A 16486-nucleotide genomic window follows, 5' to 3' on the forward strand; every position below is an offset into this window, starting at 1 on the left:
TGTCAGAGACTTGATTCGGCTCGGGTTTTCGGTACGGCCTCGGCAATGCGCAGGCGTCGCCGGCATCGACTTCCGAATGCGGACTGCCATATCTGGCAGTGTCGTGGCAGAATTGGCAGCCTGCCTGGCAGTTCGTCCGGCAGCATTCTCACCGAGCGTCCGCATGAATCCGCACGACACCATCCCGATCGTTCCCGCGCCGCGCCACGACGCCATGCCCGACGTGCGCGCGCTCGTCGCGTATCTCGAGCAGGACCCGCAGCCGATGATCGTCGTCGATCCCGACTACCGCATCCTCGCGGCGAACGATGCGTACCGGCGCCAGTTCGGTGTGGCGGGCGTCGAGCACGTGGGCCGGCACTGCTTCCAGGTCTCGCATCACTACGACGTGCCGTGCGACCAGGCCGGCGAGCATTGCCCGATGAAGCAGGCGCTGGAATCGCGCGGGCTGAACCGCGTGCTGCACATCCACCACACGCCGCGCGGCCCCGAGCATGTCGACGTCGAGCTGCGGCCGATCTTCGATGTGTCCGGCAACGTGATCGCGTATGTCGAGCGGCTGACGACGGTGCGCAGCGCGTCCGCGCAGCCGAGCGCGGAGGGGTTGGTCGGCGGCGCGGACGCGTTCAACGCGGCGCTCGGCGCACTGCAGCGCGTCGCGCCGTCGACGCTGCCGGTGCTGTTGCTCGGCGAATCGGGCACCGGCAAGGAACTGTTCGCTCGCGCGCTGCACGAGGCGAGCGATCGCGCGATGGGGCCGTTCGTCGTCGTCGATTGCTCGGGGATCGCCGAGACGCTGTTCGAGAGCGAACTGTTCGGCTACGAGAAGGGCGCGTTCACCGGCGCGAACCAGCGCAAGCCGGGCCTCGTCGAGACCGCGCAGGGCGGCACGCTGTTTCTCGACGAGATCGGCGACGTGCCGCTGCCGATGCAGGTGAAGCTGCTGCGGCTGATCGAATCAGGCACGTTCCGGCGCGTCGGCGGCGTCGAGGCGCTGCGCGCGGATTTCCGGCTCGTCGCGGCCACACACAAGCCGCTGCGCGAGATGATCGACGACGGCCGGTTCCGGCAGGATCTCTATTACCGGATCAACGCGTTTCCGATTCCGTTGCCGGCACTGCGCGACCGGCGCGGCGACGTCGCGCTGCTGGCCGAATCGATCCTGCGGCGGATCGCGAACGCGCGCACCGGCGCGGGCGACGCGAGCGCCCGGCCGTTCGTGCTGACCGAACGCGCGCGCGCGTGTCTCGATGCGTATGCGTGGCCCGGCAACATCCGCGAATTGCGCAACGTGCTCGAACGCGCGTGCCTGTTCGCGGACGACGGGACGATCCGGGTCGAGCATCTGCCGGCGGAACTGGTCGCCGCCTCGGCGGTGCCGCAGGACCGCGGGGCGGATGTGCGCGGCGTGTCGGACGCGGAACTCGTGCGCATCGCGCGCGCGTTCGACGGCACGCGCAAGGCGCTTGCCGAGCAGGTCGGGATGAGCGAGCGGACGTTGTACCGGCGGATGAAGGCGCTCGGGCTCGGGTCGCGCGACCGGTAATCGGTACGGGCGCGAGGCGGAACTGGCAGCGGCAGGCGGCTTTGCCGATAATGGCGCGTTCGATCCAGTCCCCCATCGCCGATGAAACAACACTTTCTTTCGCCTTGCCTGTTCGTCGCAGCTGCTGCGCTGGCCAGCCCGGCACCGGCCGCCGAATACACATGGACCGATGCGGCCGGCGCGCATGCGGTGACGCTTGCCAGAACCGAGTCCGGCGACGACGTCACGCTCAAGGTCTCCGCGACGCTCGACGGCCGCCCCGACTGGACGGTGCGCGATTACGTGAAGGAATGCCCGGTCGACGTGATCCTCGACGTCGTGCCCGCGTCGATCGAAATGCTCGACCTGCTCGGCAACGGCCGCAAGCAGTTCCTGTTCGCGTACAAGATCGGCTGCCGCGGCGACATCAGCGCCGACCAGGTCAAGTACTTCCTGGTCGACGGCGGCACGAAGTACGTGCTGCGCGGCGAGGAAACCGTGACGGTCAAGGGCAAGTTCACGGACGGCGGCGCGCCCCCGGTGCCGAATGCGGACCTGAAGGCCCATCCCGCGTTTCTGCACTACATGACGAAGCATTGGCGCGGGATCAGCGTACGCAACTACGAGTAGGCGGCTGCGTGGCCGCCTCGGCGCGTGCGAAGCCGGTTCGGTTAAGCGGCGAGAGGCCGTTGCACGATAAAAAAACATGACAAAACGACGATTAATTATCGTTTTACGATAATTATCGGCGTACAATCGGCGCGTGTTCAATCTCCGTCGAGGACCTCGCATGCATTCCGATCGCATCGCCCGTATCAGCCAGCGGATGGCCGCTGTCACGCTGTGGTTCATCGTCGCCATGCTGGCGCTCAACGCCGCTTGCTGGACGTTTCCGTCGCTGAGCGCGGCCGACTCCGGGCCCGGTTTCGTATTCGGCCTGACGGACTCGGTGATGTCGAACCTGCACGTGGACGTCGCCGCATTCCCGTGGTGGCAAAAGGCGGTCGGCATCCTGTTGTCGAGCGTGCCGCTCGTCGCGCTCGCGAACGGGCTGCGCCATCTGCGCGCGCTGTTCCGGACTTACGCGCGCCGCGACTATTTCTCTGCGCAGGCGGCCGGCCATCTCGGCAAGACGGGCCGCGCGATCGGCCTGTGGGTGCTGCTGAGCCTGCTGTGCGAACCGCTGCTGAGCGTGTGGGCGACGCTGCGCGAGCCGGTCGGCCATCGCGTGGTCAGCATCGGCTTCAGCATGCCGTACGTCGTCGCGCTGTTTACCGCGGCCTGCATCGCGGTCGTCGCGCACATTCTCCGGCAGGCGAGCGAGCTCGACGCCGAACATCGGCAGTTCGTCTGAGGCGCGCCATGTCGATCGTAGTCAAGCTCGACGTGATGCTCGCAACCCGCAAGGTCCGCTCGAAGGATCTCGCGGCGGCTGTCGGCATCACCGAACAAAACCTGTCGCTGCTCAAGCAAGGGAAGGTCAAGGGCATCCGCTTCGCGACGCTCGAGGCGATCTGCCGTTATCTCGACTGCCAGCCCGGCGACCTGCTCGCGTTCAGCGATGACGGCGGCGGCGAGCCGGATTGAGGCGTCGTCACGGCGCACGGCCGATGCGATGGCGCGACGTCGGCGGCTGGGTATCGTCGCGCTGGCCGGTGCAATCGCCGTGTCGATCCACGTGCTCGGATGGTTCGTGTTGCGCGGCGCGTCGATGACGGCCGGTGCGGCCAGACCAAAAGCCGAGGCGGCGGCACAATCCGTGCTGAGTGTCGCGTTGCTGCTGGCTCGGCCGATGCAGCCGCCGGCAACCGGCGTGGCCGCACGCACCGGCCAGAATGGGCACGTGCGTGGCAAGGGTCGATCGACGAAACTGTCCGGCGCCGCCGCGAACGCTCGCATGGCGACGCGTTCGCGTCCGGATGCATCGGGGGTGCCGCATGCACACGGGGACGCACCCGTGCAGGATCGACACGAAGACCGGCCGGCGAACGCGTCGACGCCCGATGTCGATTGGGGCCGCGATCTGGCGTCGATCGGCGCGCGGCGTGCGTCGGGGCGCAGTGTTGCCGAGGCGGCGGTCGACGTGTCGGGTGCGTCGTCCGGTCACGCGGCGCCGCGCCGCGATACCGTCGACGCCAGGCTGGCGAGAGGGATGTCGGGCGCGCGCCGCATCGACTGCCGGAACGCGTATGCGGGCGCCGGCCTCCTTGCGTTGCCGATGCTGGCACTGGATGCGGTTCGCGATACCGGCTGCAAGTGGTGACGCGGGCGGCTAGATCGGCAACCCGCGTGCCGCCCGCCACGCCATTCCCGATCAGCGCACAGGCGCAAGCTGCGCCATCGCCTCGCGCATGAAACCGAGCAGCGTCTCGTCGACCCACGTATCCTTCGTCAGCTGCGGTTCGTTCATCATCGCATGGCGGAATTTCGCGTGCGTGGCCGGATCGTTGCCCGCATAACTGCAGAACAGGTCGAGCCAGCGACGCGCGAGCGCACGGCCTTCCGGCGAATCGGGCTGCGCGCCCGATTCGATCGCATCGCGCACGTCGCCCATCAGTTGCGGCCAGTCCATCGCGCGTTCGCCGTAGTGCGCGCGCATGAAGCGGATCTCGTCCGGGGCAAGATACTTCTCGAAGATCCGCATCTTCGTTTCGGAAGCGGCGCGCAGCACGTAGTCGCGCAGCGCGGTCGAAATGCCGATCTTCGACTGCATCGCGGGTTCGTGTTCGTGCATCAGGTTCAGCTTCGCCAGCAGCCGCGGGTCGTTGTTCGTGTCGCGCACGAGCATCGCCATCCAGCGACCGGCGAGCGCACGGGCGCGCTCGTCCTCGGGCGGGACGCCCGCGTCGTGCAGCACGCGCACGTCGTCGACGAGCGCGATCCATTCCGCGTCGCCCGTCTGGCTCTTGCGGTACATCGGCATGCTTGCGAGTTCTGCCTCGGAGAAATATTTGTCGTACACGGTCATCAACTCCAGTGTGGTGAGCCAATCGGCCAGTTCCGGCTCGGTGCCCGCGGCGAGCTGCGCGTGCAGGTGCACGAGCCGCTCGCGCAGCTGCGCGGTCTGCGCGAGCTGGCGGTCGAGCGACGCGATCTGCTTCGCGACGAGATCGACGAGCGGGGCGTCGGGCTGGTTCAGGTAGTCGCCGATTTCGGTGAGCGACAGTCCGAAGCGACGCAGCGCCTGGATCTGGTGGAGCCGGGCGATGTCGTGGCGGTCGTACAGCCGGTAGCCGTTGTCGGCACGCGCCGAAGGCGTCAGCAGACCGATCGCGTGATAGTGATGAAGCGTGCGGACGGTCAGCCCGCTGCGTTTCGCCAGTTCTCCCACTTTCAGTCGCATTCGTTCCTCCGTTCGGTACGCACACTGGAGTCTCGAACGTTACGCTACGTGAGGGTCAAGCGGAAGATCGGAAATCGGGCGCGCCGGGGATCGCGCGCGCCCGATCGAAAGGCCGGCTTATTGCGGCGAAGGCGGGGTGTCGGGCGTGGCGACGCGCGCTTCCTTGCCGGTTGTGCTGTCGCCGGCCGCCTTGTCGACGGTTTTGCCGGCTTTATCGGTCTTGTCGGCCTTGCCGGCCGGCGGCGTGCCCATCGCCTGATAGAGCCGCGCGGTATCCGCGAACCGCGCGCCGGTCGCGCGGATCTCGTCGAGCCGCGCGTTGCGGTACTGCAGTTCGCTGGCGCGCGCGGCCGACGGCGGCAGCGCGCCGAGCCGCACGCGGGCGGCCGCGTCGTCGTATGCGCCACGTGCGGACAGCGCGGCGCGGGACGACGCGTCGAGCGCTTCGGCATCGTGTTCGAGCGCCGCGAGCGAATCGGCGACGTTCTGGAACGCGCCGAGCACGGCCTGCTTGTACTGGTCGACTGCGGCTTCGTAGGTGGCCTTCGCCGCGCGGCGCTGCGCGAACAGCGCGCCGCCGTGGAAGATCGGCTGGCTCAGCGACGCGCCGACGTTCCAGATCGCGCCGGCGCCCGACAGCATCGTCGGCCAGCTGAAGCCGCCTTGGCCCATCGCCGCCGATAGCGACAGCTGCGGGAACATCTGCGCGGTCGCGACGCCCACTTCGGCCGCGGCCGCCTTCAGCCCCGCGTCGGCCGCCTGGATGTCCGGGCGGCTTTGCAGCAGGTCCGACGGCACGACGACGGGCACCTGTTCGGGCAGGTGCAGATCGGCGAGCGTGAGATCGGCCGGCGGCCGGTCGGGCGTGCGGCCGACCAGCACTGCGAGCGCATGGCGTGCCGAGTCGCGCTGCTGGCGCAGCGCGGGCAGGCTTGCCGCAAACGTGTCGGCGCTTTGCCGCGCGGTCAGCGCGTCGCTGCGCGACGCCGAGCCGAGCGCGTAGCGGCGTTCGGCGTCGTGTGCCTGGTCGTTCGAAAGCGCGACGAGCCGCTCGGTCGTGTTGATCTGTGCGTTGAGCACCGACACCGTGATCGACGCGGTGACGATGTTCGCGGCCAGCGCGCGTCGCGCGGATTCGAGCTGGAACGCGCTGACGTCGACGCGTTTCGCGAGCGCGCGGTTCGCGAAGCGGGAGACGCCGAACAGATCGATCGTGTAGCTCGCCTGCAGTTGCCCGACGAACGTGTCGTACAGCAGCGTCGGCGCGCCGAGCGCGGGAATCGGCACGCCGAGCGCGCGCTGGCGCGTGGCCTGGCCGCCCGCGTCGATCGACGGCAGCATCGAGCTGCCGATCTGTCCGCGCAGCTGTTCGCGTGCGGCATCCAGCGAATGCGACGCCGCACCGAGCGTCGGGCTGTTGCGCAGCCCTTCGTCGACGAGCGCGTTCAGCGAATCGGAGCGGTACTGCTTCCACCAGTCGGGCACGGGCTGTGCGCCGACCTCGAACTGCTGCGCGACGCCTTGCGCGGACACGGTCTGCTGGATTTGCGGCGCCGTGCCGTAATGCGCGGGCGACGGCATCGCGGGCGGCTCGCCGCTCGGCGCGAACCACGCGCAGCCGGCGAGCGGGCCGGCGAGGCTCGCGGCCGCGAGCGCCCGCACGGCTTTCGTTTTCAGGTTCATCGATACGTCCATGGTCAGGCTCCCGACGGCGCGGCCGGCGTGCTGCCGCCTGGCGGCGGACCGTCCTGCGGGTCACGTTCGTCGCGCTTCACGCGGAACCACGTCGCGTACAGCGCGGGCAGGTAGAACAGCGTCAGCACGGTTGCGCTCGTGATGCCGCCCATCAGCGCGGTTGCCATCGGCCCGAAGAAGTTCGAGCGCAGCAGCGGGATCAGCGCGAGCACGGCGGCCGCGGCCGTCAGCGTGATCGGGCGGAAACGCCGCACGGTCGCGCCGATGATCGCGTCGACCCGGCCGTGGCCGACCGCGATGTCCTGCTCGATCTGGTCGACGAGGATCACCGAGTTGCGCATGATGATCCCGAACATCGCGATCACGCCGAGCATCGCGACGAAGCCGAACGGCTGGCCGAACAGCAGCAGCGTCGCGACCACGCCGATCAGCCCGAGCGGCGCGGTCAGCACGACCATCAGCACGCGCGAGAAGCTTTGCAACTGGATCATCAGCAGCGTGAACACGGCGATCGCCATCAGCGGCATCTGCGCATTGATCGACGTCTGCGCCTTCGCGCTTTCCTCGACCGAGCCTCCGATGTTGATCTGATAGCCGACCGGCAACTGCGCGCGCAGCGCGTTCAGCTTCGCGTCGATCGCATGCGTGACGTCGATGCCCTGCGCGCCGGCGCGCACGTCCGACTGCACGGTGATGGTTGGCTGGCGATCGCGCTCCCACACGACGCCGTATTCGAGCGTCGGCTTGAAGCGGCCGAGCGAGCCGAGCGGCACCGGGCCGTTCGGCGTCGGCAGCGCGAGGCCAGCAAGCTTCGCGGGGTCGACGCGATCGGCCCGCGGCGCGCGCAGGTCGACCGCGATCAGCTTGTCGCGCTCGCGGTACTGCGTGACGGTCGTGCCGGACAGCGTCATCGCGAGGAAGCTCGACACGTCCTGCGACGTGACGTTCAGCTCGCGTGCCTTCTTCTGGTCGATCTCGAAGCGCACCGAGCGCTCGGCGGGTTCATCCCAGTCGAACTGCACGTTCACGGCACGCGCATCGCCGCGCATCGTCGCCGCGACCTTCTCGGCGATCGAGCGGACCGTCGCGATGCTGTCGCCGCTCACGCGGAACTGCACCGGATAGCCGACCGGCGGGCCGTTCTCGAGTCGCGACAGGCGCCAGCGTACGGCCGGGAACTGGTCGCGCAGCGTGGTTTCGAGCCAGGTCGCGAGCTTTTCGCGATCCTCGACCGATTTCGCGGTGATCACGAACTGCGCGAAGTTCGGCAACTGAAGCTGCTGGTCGAGCGGCAGGTAGAAGCGCGGCGCGCCGCTGCCGACGAAGCTCACCGAATGATCGATCTCGGGGCGCTTGTCGATCACCTTCTCGAGGCGTTCGGTCTCGCGCAGCGTCGCCGCGAACGACGCACCCTCGGGCAGCCGCAGGTCGACCAGCAGCTCGGGCCGGTCGGAACTCGGGAAGAACTGCTGCGGCACCAGCGAGAAGCCCATCAGCGCCACGACGAACAGCGCGCCCGTGATCAGCAGCACGACGAAGCGCCGCTCGATGCACCAGTCGATCCAGCCGCGCAGCCGCCGGTAGAAGCGCGTGTCGTAGATGTCGTGTTCGTGGTCGTCGGGCAGGTGCGCCTCGTGCGCGTGCCGTTTGCGCTCGGGCAGCAGGTAATAACCGAGCAGCGGGATCAGCACGACGGCCGCGAACCACGACGCGATCAGCGCGATCGCCGACACCTCGAAGATCGAGCGCGTGTATTCGCCGGTGCTCGATTTCGCGAGCGCGATCGGCAGGAAGCCCGACACGGTGACGAGCGTGCCCGTCAGCATCGGAAACGCGGTGCTGGTGTACGCGAACGCGGCGGCGCGCGCACGGCTGTAGCCCTGTTCGAGCTTCACGGCCATCATCTCGACCGCGATGATCGCGTCGTCGACGAGCAGCCCGAGCGCGAGCACGAGCGTGCCGAGCGACACCTTGTGCAGCCCGATGTCGAACAGGTACATGAAGAGGGCCGTCACCGCGAGCACGACGGGAATCGAGATCACGACGACCATCCCGGTGCGCAGGCCGAGCGACACGAGGCTCACGACCAGCACGATCGCGACGGCTTCGGCGACGGCCTCGAGGAAGTCGTCGACCGAACGCGCGACCGCATGCGGCATGCTCGACACCAGGGTCAGCTTGAGGCCGGCCGGCAGTTGCGCCTGCAGGTTCTTCGATTCGGCGTCGAGCGCCTTGCCGAGCCGGATCACGTCGCCGCCCGGCTGCATCGTCACGCCGATGCCGAGCACAGCCTTGCCGGCCGCCCGCATCTGCGTGATGACCGGATCGTCGTAGCCGCGCCTGACCGTCGCGAGATCGCCGAGCCGGAACGTGCGGCCGTTGATGCGGATCAGCGTATCGGCGATCGCGTCGACATTGTCGAACTGGCCGCTCGGACGCACGAACACGCGATCGTCGGCGGTCGTCAGCACGCCGGCCGACGAGATGTCGTTCTGTGCGTTGATCGCCTGCCCGAGCTGCTGCGGCGAGATGCCGAGGCGCGTGAGCTGCGCGTTGTTGACCTCGATGAAGATCCGCTGGTCGGGGTCGCCGAAATAGTCGACCTTGCCGACGCCCGGCACGCGCAGCAGCACGGTGCGCAACTGGTCCGCATAGTCGTGGAGCTGCGCGGGCGAGAAACCGTCGCCCTCGAGCGTCCAGATGTTGGTGTAGACGTCGCCGAATTCGTCGTTGAAGAACGGGCCCTGCACGCCGGGCGGCAGCGTATAGCCGATGTCGCCGACCTTCTTGCGGATCTGGTACCAGGTATCGGGCACGTCCTTCACGGGCGCCGAATCCTTCATCGTGAAGAAGATCAGCGATTCGCCGGGGCGCGAGTAGCTGCGCAGGAAATCGATGGCCGGCGTTTCCTGCAGCTTGCGGCCGATCCGGTCGGTCACCTGTTCCTGCACCTGCCGCGCGGTCGCGCCGGGCCAGAACGTGCGGATCACCATCACGCGGAACGTGAACGGCGGGTCTTCCGATTGGGCGAGCCGCGTGTACGCGAGGATGCCTGCGAGCGTCGCGAGCGCGATCAGGTAGACGACGAGCGCCTGGTGGCGCAGCGCCCACGCCGACAGGTTGAACCGGCCTTCTTCGCGGGGGGTGCTCACGATGCGAAGTCCTCCGGATGCAGCGGCGCGATCGGGCGCACCTTCTCGCCCGCGCTGACCGTATGCACGCCCTGCAGCACGACGCGTTCGCCCGGCTGCAGCCCGCGCGACACGGTCACCGTGCGTTCGTTGAAGCGCGCGACGTCGACGCGGCGCAATTCGAGCGTGTCGTCCTTCGTGCGCACGACCCACACGGCCGGTTGCGCGCCGTCGTGGAACAGCGCGGTCGCGGGCAGCGTGATCGGTTGCGCGTCGCCGGCGGCCGGCGTGCCGTCGAACGCGACGCTGGCGGTCATCCCGAGGCGGATCGCCGGATCGGGCGCGGCGAGCGTGAGCTTCACGCGATAGGTGCGGCTTTGCGGATCGGCGGCCGGCGCGATTTCGCGCACCTTCGCGGCGAACTGGCGGCCTGGCAGCGACGGCAGCGTGACGGTCGCCGCATGGCCGGGCGCGAGCGACGCGAGCGCGGCCTCGGGCACGTCGCTGACGACGTCGACGTCGCCGGACCACGCGAGCTGGTAGACGGCTTGACCGGCCGACACGTTCTGGCCGGTGTCGGCCTGTTCGGCGGTGATGGTGCCCGCATGATCGGCGACGAGCGTCGCGTAGCGGAGCTGGTTCTTCGCGAGCGCGAGCTGCTGCTGCGCCTGGTCGCGTTGCGCGAGCGCCGACGTGTAGCTGTTCTCGGTCTGCTCGAGCTGCGCGGTCGCGATCAGGTTTTCGCGTGCCTGCGCGCGATCGCGGTCGAGCTGCTGCTTCGCGAACGCCAGGCTGTGCGTCGCGGCATCCAGCTGCGCCTGCGCGCTCGCGGCGTTTTTCTCGACGTCGGACGGATCGAGCAGCGCGACGACCTGGCCGACCTTGACCGTATCGCCGAGGCGCACCTTGCGCTCGACGATCTTGCCGGCGATGCGGAACGACAGCGGCGTCGCGTAGCGCGGCTGGATCTCGCCGGGGAGCGTGCGCGCGGCCGCCGCGTCGTCGGCGTGCGCGGGCAGCGCGACGACGGGGCGTGGCGCGGGCGGCGCGGATTCTTTCGGATGACAGGCGGCAAGGACAAGCGCGGCGCCGATCAGCAGCGCGGCGCGGGAACCGGAGCGATTCACGAAACCCCCAGGTGAGGTGGAGCGGAACGAAGCCGGCAAGCGCGACGGGCGCTTGCCCCAAGCGGCGCCGGCACGGGCGCGCGGACAACATCTTTCGGAAACTGTGGCGGATTCTAATGCACACCTGTATCCGAATGCAAAGATGAATCCGAAAGGGAATTGGTGCTAGACTGCGCGCCATGAAACCACAGCGCTTAACTCGCGAGCAGAGCAGGGACCAGACGCGTGAACGTCTGCTGAAAGCCGCGCACCGTATTTTTCTGAAGAAAGGCTATGTGGCCGCGAGCGTCGAGGACGTCGCGGCAGCGGCCGGCTATACGCGCGGCGCGTTCTACTCGAATTTCCGCAGCAAGTCGGACCTGCTGCTGGAGCTGCTCGAGCACGACCACGCGTCGGTGCGGGCCGATTTCGAGGCGATCTTCGAAGGAGGCGGGCCGCGCGAGCAGATGGAATCGATGGCGCTTGCGTACTACCGGACGCTGTTTCGCGACGACGAATACTCGCTGCTGTGGGGCGAGGCGAAGCTGCAGGCGGCGCGCGACGCGAAGTTCCGCGTGCGCTTCAACCAGTTCCTGCACGGCAAGCGCATGCAGATGGCCGAATTCATCCAGCGCTTTGCCGAGCGCGCGGGCACGCCGCTGCTGCTGCCGGCGGACACGCTCGCGTTCGGGTTGATGTGCCTGTGCGACGGCGTGCAGTCGTACTACACGGCTGATCCGCAGCACGTGTCGGCCGACACGGCCGAAGCGGTGCTCGCGGGGTTCTTCGCGCGGGTCGTGCTGGGGCGCGCGCCGGACTGACCGGCACATGCGGTTCGGCGGCGCGTTTCAGCGCTCGCCGGTCATCCTGCGGTACGCGTCGAGCAGCGACGTCTTGTAGACCACCCCCGCGAGCGTCGGCTCGGCCTCGCTTTCGATCACCGGCAGCCGTTCGCCCTGGAACGCCATGAAGCGCTCGAGCGCGGTGGCCAGCGGCATGTCGGGCGTGAGAAGCGGAAACGGCGTATGCGCGTAGTGCGCGGCCGTCTTGTCGGTCGTGTCGCGCTTGTCGAGCAGATCCGACGTGATGTCCTTCAGCGCGACCGCGCCGCGGAAGCGCCCGGCGTCATCGGTCACGTACAGGTACTTCACCGGATATTCGAGAAACACGCGCGTCATGTCGGCGACGCTCGCGGTGAGCGGCACGACCGTCTGCGCGGGCTGGATCAGTTCGCGCATCTGCGTGGTGCGCAGCCGCAGCCGTTCCTGTGCGTCCTGGTAGTGGTGCAGCGTGATCTCGTACATCGACGTCGTGCCCGTCGCGCGGGCGACGAAATACGCGAACACGCACGACACCAGCAGCGGCAGCACGACCTGGTAGCTCAGCGTCATCTCGAAGATCATCAGGATCGCCATCAGCGGCGCCTGCGTGGCGCCCGCCATGAATGCGCCCATCCCGACGATCGCGTAAGCGAAATACGCGGACGTATGGCCGGGCCACAGCGCTTCCATCGCGAGCCCGAACAGCGAACCGAACACCGCGCCGACGAACAGCGTCGGCGTGAAGACGCCGCCGATCGCGCCCGAGCCGACCGTCGCGGAGGTCGCAACCACCTTGAACACGAGCACCGCGACGAGCGCCTGCCAGGTCCACGGCGAATGCAGGATGTTGTTCACGACGCTGTAGCCGTTACCCCACACGTCCGGCGTCCATATCGAGATCACGCCGACGACGAGGCCGCCGAGCGCGAGCCGCACCGGCAGTGGCATCGGCAGCCGCTTGAACTGGTTCTTCGACGCGTCGAGCAGGTGCAGGAACTGCGGCGCGAGCACGCCGCACAGCGCGCCGAGCACGACGAACAGCAGCACCTCGGGGCCCGTGACGGCCGGGAACACCGGCATCTCGTACGGCGGCCGGTAGCCGGCGAATTCGCGCATCACGATGTTCGCGACGACCGACGCGACGACCATCGGCCCGAAGCTTTCCATCGCGATCGTGCCGAGCACGATTTCCGACACGAAGAACGCGCCGGCGATCGGCGCGTTGTAGGCGGACGTGATGCCGGCGGCGGCCCCGCAGGCGACCAGCAGGCGCAGGCGCGGCGGATCGAAGTGCACGAAGCGGCCGACCAGCGACGCGGCGAGTGCCGCGAGCTGCACCATCGGGCCTTCGCGGCCGATCGAGCCGCCGCTGCCGATCGTCAGTAGCGACGACACGCTGCGCCACAGGCTCTGCCGCACGGGCACGATGCCGTTGCCGAGCGCGACGGATTCCATGTAGTCGGTCTTGCCGGAAGCCTTGTCGCCGCGCGTCGCGAGCAGCAGCACGCAGCCGGCGAGGAAGCCGCCCGCGGCCGGCATCCAGAACCGCACGTACCACGGCAGGCTCTTCGCCATCTGGACGAAGCTGCCGCTGCGCCCGGAGATCAGGTGCTGCATCAGGTCGATGCCTTCGCGGAACGCCATGGTGGCAAAGGCGCCGCCGACGCCGACGATGGCCGACCAGATCAGCATCGTATGGGCGTCCGACAGGCGGAACAGCGTTTGGGCGCGAGTGCGCAGCTTCAGCAGGAACGAGAGCACGGCTGAAAGAGGGCGATGGAAAACGACGCGAAGCATAGCATTGCGCCGCGCCCGCGGGACCATCCCGTCGGGCGCGGCGCGCGAAGTGTTGCGGGGCTCAGCCAAGCCAATGTTGTACCGCCCAGGTGATCGCGTAGCCGCCGGCGATCAGCCACACGTAGAGGATCAGGCCGGTCATCAGCGCGCGGGGGCCGGCCGCGCGGATCTGCGACACGCGCGTTTCGATACCGAGCGCGGTCATCGCCATCGTCAGCGCGAAGGTGTCGAGCACGTTCAGCGTGTGGGTGACCTGGCCCGGCAGCACGTTCAGCGAGTTGACGATCACGAAGCCGAGGAAGCCGAGCGCGAACCAGGGCACGGCCACCTTGCGCTTGCCTTGCGCACCGCCGGCCGTCGCACGCGCCGAACGGGCGAGCCACCAGCCGAGCACCAGCAGCACGGGGACCAGCAGCATCACGCGCGTCATCTTGACGATCGTCGCGATGTGCGCGACCTGCGGGCTGATGTCGCTCGCCGCGCCGACCACCTGTGCGACCTCGTGGATCGTGCCGCCGAAGAACAGGCCGAGGCCGGCCGGATCGAGGTTCAGCAGCCCGGCGTGATACGCGATCGGATACAGGAACATCGACAGCGTGCCGAACAGCACGACGCTGCCCACGGCCATCGCGCTCTGGTGCGGCTTCGACTGCAGCGTCGACTCGAACGCGAGCACGGCGGCCGCGCCGCAGATCGCGCTGCCGGCGGCGGTCAGCAGCGCCGCGTCGCGGTCGAGCTTCATCAGCTTCATGCCGGCCCAGGTGCCGATCACGAGCGTGCTGACGACGACCAGTACCGAGACCGTCAGGCCCGGCAGCCCGACCTGCGCGATTTCCTGCAGGCTCACGCGCAACCCGAAGAACGCGACCGCGATGCGCAGCAGCTTGCGCGCGGAGAAGTTGACGCCGGCCGCCCAGCTGGCCGGCATGCCGTCGCGCAGCGCATTGCCGTACAGCGCGCCGGCGACGATGCCGACGATCAGCGGCGACAGGCCGAGGCCCGCGATCGCGGGGAGCTCGGACAGGCTCGTGACGGCGGCGGCGAACAGCGCAACGAACAACACGCCGTTCAATTGGCCGCGCATCGACGGCGCGGCGTGGCTGAGATGAGGTGTCGGGGCAGTGGACATGGAAGCACCGTGATGGAGCATGTTGCGATGCTGCAATCCTAATTTTGTTATATCGATATGAAAAATTGTGATTTGTGACGTAAACTATCCGGAAAGCCGATAATTTATCCCCATGACCCCGGATCAACTGATAACGTTCGCCGCCGTCGCCGAACACCTGAACATCAGCCACGCCGCCGTGGCGCTGCATCTGTCGCAGCCGGCCGTGTCGGGCCAGTTGCGGCTGCTGCAGGACGAGTTCGGGGAGCCGCTGTACCAGCGCGACGGACGCGGCATCCGTCTGACGCCGGTCGGCGAACAGCTTGCGCAATACGCGAAGGCGCAGCGCGACACGTTCGCGCAGGCCCGCGCGTTTCGCGACGCGGTGCGCGGCCTCGAGGCCGGCACGCTGCGGGTCGGCGCGAGCACGACGCCCGCGAGCTACCTGCTGCCGTACCTGATCGCGGCATTCCAGCCGCGCGCGCCGCGCGTGGCGATCCACACGATGAGCGGCAATACGGCCGACGTGGTCGCGGCGCTGCCGTCGCTCGACATCGCGATGATCGAAGGGCCGCCCGGCGAGGCGCTGCCGCCCGGCACGGCCGTGCATGCGTGGCACGAGGACGAGATCGTCGCGATCGTTCCGGCCGGCCATCCGCTCGCAGCGCCCGGCTACGACGCGGGCGTGACGCTCGACGCGCTCGCCGCGCATCCGCTCGTGCTGCGCGAGGAGGGTTCCGGCGTACGGCAGCTCGTCGAGCGTGCGTTCGCGCACGGCGGCGCGCCGATGCGCGTCGCGTTCGAGATCGCGGGCGTCGAAGCGGTGAAGGAGGCCGTGCGTGCCGGGATGGGCGTCGGTTTCGTGTCCGCGATGTCGCTGCGTCATCAGGATGCGGCGCTCGTGCTGCGTTCGCTCGCGCCCGCGCCGCTCACGCGTCATTTCTCCATCCTCGTGCCGCATGGCGGCGCGCCGTCGCGGGTCGCCGCGCAATTCCTCGAAATGAGCCTCTCGCAGGACCTCGCCTGAACAGCCGAAGCCGGCCCGGGAACGCGCGATGCGCGCCTTCGGGCGCGCGTTCATGCGGCACCCTGTCTTAGGGATTTCCTCTATAGCGTGGGTCTGACACGAAGCGCACCATCCGTCTCAAGCAAATGGAACCGGTTCCATTTCGGTGAAAAAGGGCAGAAATGGCAGACATCGTGATCGTGGCGAGCGCATTCGGGATGGACCGCGTGCGCCAGGAGGGCCACCGCGCATTCGTCGCGACCGCGGCGGCAGCCGGTGCGACCGGTTTCGAGGTGCGGCGCGAACTGTTCGCGTCGGACGACGATGCGGCACCCGGCGCGCTGGCCGAGCTCGGCGCGCAGCTTGCCGGCCACGGGCTGTGGTCGGTCTATTCGACGCCGGCCATGCTGTACACGGAAACGGGTGCGCTCGATGCGGACGCATTGCGCGACACGCTCGCGGAGGCCGACGCGCTCGGCGCACGCTTCGTGAAATTCCAGCTCGGCGGCTTCGCCGGCGACGCGCAGGCGGCCGATATCGTCGCGCTGTCGCGCGGCGCGCGGGCCCGCGTGGTGGTCGAGAACGGCCAGCTTCCGGTCGGCGGCACGCTCGCGCAGTTCCGCGGGCTGTTCGATGCGCTGGCGGCAGCGGGCACGCCCGATGCGCTCGGGATGACGTTCGACATCGGCAACTGGCAGTGGCCGGGCGAAGCGCCGCTTGATTGCGCGCAGATGCTCGCGCCGCATGTGGAATACATTCATTGCAAGGCAGTCGAGGGCGAGGGCGCGCGCCGCTTCGCGGTCGCGCCGGCGCCGAACGACCCGCTCGTGACTGGTGTGCTCGCGGCGCTGCCGCAGCATGCGCCGCGCGGCATCGAGTTTCCGTTCGACGCGGCCGACCTGGCGGGCGATGCATGCCGGCGCGTCGCGTGGCTCGCAACCGCGTGACGGCGAC

At 68.7% G+C, this 16486-nt stretch carries 14 protein-coding genes; 8 read left to right on the forward strand and 6 right to left on the reverse strand.

The genetic code is table 11. The annotated features are described in order from the left end of the window. Positions 1-163: 163 nt before the first annotated feature. From VL15_RS32545 to VL15_RS32565, 5 genes are all read left to right on the forward strand, one after another. Positions 164-1546, forward strand: a complete 1383-nt coding sequence (locus VL15_RS32545; protein ID WP_048250938.1) for a sigma-54 interaction domain-containing protein — start codon at positions 164-166, stop codon at positions 1544-1546. A gap of 81 nt (positions 1547-1627) precedes the next feature. Further along, positions 1628-2155, forward strand: coding sequence for a M949_RS01915 family surface polysaccharide biosynthesis protein (locus VL15_RS32550; protein WP_048250939.1), 528 nt, complete (start codon positions 1628-1630; stop codon positions 2153-2155). A 160-nt stretch (positions 2156-2315) separates the two neighbouring features. Continuing rightward, entirely contained in the window at positions 2316-2879 is a 564-nt protein-coding gene (locus tag VL15_RS32555; protein WP_048250940.1) for a DUF2975 domain-containing protein, read from the forward strand. 8 nt (positions 2880-2887) lie between these two features. Next, positions 2888-3112, forward strand: a complete 225-nt coding sequence (locus VL15_RS32560; protein WP_048250941.1) for a helix-turn-helix domain-containing protein — start codon at positions 2888-2890, stop codon at positions 3110-3112. Positions 3113-3140: 28 nt separating this feature from the next. Further along, entirely contained in the window at positions 3141-3788 is a 648-nt protein-coding gene (locus tag VL15_RS32565) for a hypothetical protein (RefSeq protein ID WP_230684572.1), read from the forward strand. 51 nt (positions 3789-3839) lie between these two features. Here the strand turns inward: VL15_RS32565 and VL15_RS32570 are convergent, their stop codons facing one another. The 4 genes from VL15_RS32570 to VL15_RS32585 form a co-directional block, all read right to left on the reverse strand. Then, positions 3840-4868, reverse strand: a complete 1029-nt coding sequence (locus VL15_RS32570) for a MerR family transcriptional regulator (protein WP_048250943.1) — start codon at positions 4866-4868, stop codon at positions 3840-3842. 117 nt (positions 4869-4985) lie between these two features. Next, entirely contained in the window at positions 4986-6563 is a 1578-nt protein-coding gene (locus tag VL15_RS32575; RefSeq protein WP_048250944.1) for an efflux transporter outer membrane subunit, read from the reverse strand. A 2-nt stretch (positions 6564-6565) separates the two neighbouring features. Continuing rightward, positions 6566-9715, reverse strand: a complete 3150-nt coding sequence (locus VL15_RS32580) for an efflux RND transporter permease subunit (protein WP_048250945.1) — start codon at positions 9713-9715, stop codon at positions 6566-6568. Continuing rightward, positions 9712-10821 carry an efflux RND transporter periplasmic adaptor subunit gene (locus VL15_RS32585; protein WP_048250946.1) on the reverse strand — a complete coding sequence of 370 codons (1110 nt, stop codon included), beginning with the start codon at positions 10819-10821 and terminating at the stop codon, positions 9712-9714. Before VL15_RS32585 ends, VL15_RS32580 begins: the two co-directional genes overlap by 4 nt. Positions 10822-11000: 179 nt before the next feature. Here VL15_RS32585 and VL15_RS32590 point away from each other — a divergent pair, with 179 nt between their 5' ends. Beyond that, positions 11001-11621 (forward strand): TetR/AcrR family transcriptional regulator, encoded by a 621-nt coding sequence (locus tag VL15_RS32590; RefSeq protein ID WP_048250947.1) that lies wholly within the window; start codon positions 11001-11003, stop codon positions 11619-11621. A 27-nt stretch (positions 11622-11648) separates the two neighbouring features. Here VL15_RS32590 and VL15_RS32595 read toward each other — a convergent pair whose 3' ends face one another. Together VL15_RS32595 and VL15_RS32600 are read right to left on the reverse strand one after the other, a co-directional pair. Beyond that, the gene (locus tag VL15_RS32595; RefSeq protein WP_196319653.1) at positions 11649-13382 is read right to left on the reverse strand and encodes a ClcB-like voltage-gated chloride channel protein; all 1734 of its coding nucleotides are present in this window, start codon (positions 13380-13382) and stop codon (positions 11649-11651) included. 97 nt (positions 13383-13479) lie between these two features. After that, positions 13480-14547 carry a YeiH family protein gene (locus VL15_RS32600; protein WP_048250949.1) on the reverse strand — a complete coding sequence of 356 codons (1068 nt, stop codon included), beginning with the start codon at positions 14545-14547 and terminating at the stop codon, positions 13480-13482. A gap of 112 nt (positions 14548-14659) precedes the next feature. Here VL15_RS32600 and VL15_RS32605 point away from each other — a divergent pair, with 112 nt between their 5' ends. Together VL15_RS32605 and VL15_RS32610 are read left to right on the forward strand one after the other, a co-directional pair. After that, complete coding sequence (locus VL15_RS32605; protein ID WP_048250950.1) at positions 14660-15553, forward strand: LysR family transcriptional regulator; 894 nt, start codon at positions 14660-14662, stop codon at positions 15551-15553. A gap of 161 nt (positions 15554-15714) precedes the next feature. Beyond that, positions 15715-16479 (forward strand): sugar phosphate isomerase/epimerase family protein, encoded by a 765-nt coding sequence (locus tag VL15_RS32610; protein WP_048250951.1) that lies wholly within the window; start codon positions 15715-15717, stop codon positions 16477-16479. The last annotated feature ends 7 nt before the right edge of the window (positions 16480-16486 follow it).

This window comes from Burkholderia cepacia (genome assembly GCF_001039005.1).
Classification (GTDB): Bacteria; Pseudomonadota; Gammaproteobacteria; order Burkholderiales; family Burkholderiaceae; genus Burkholderia; species Burkholderia theae.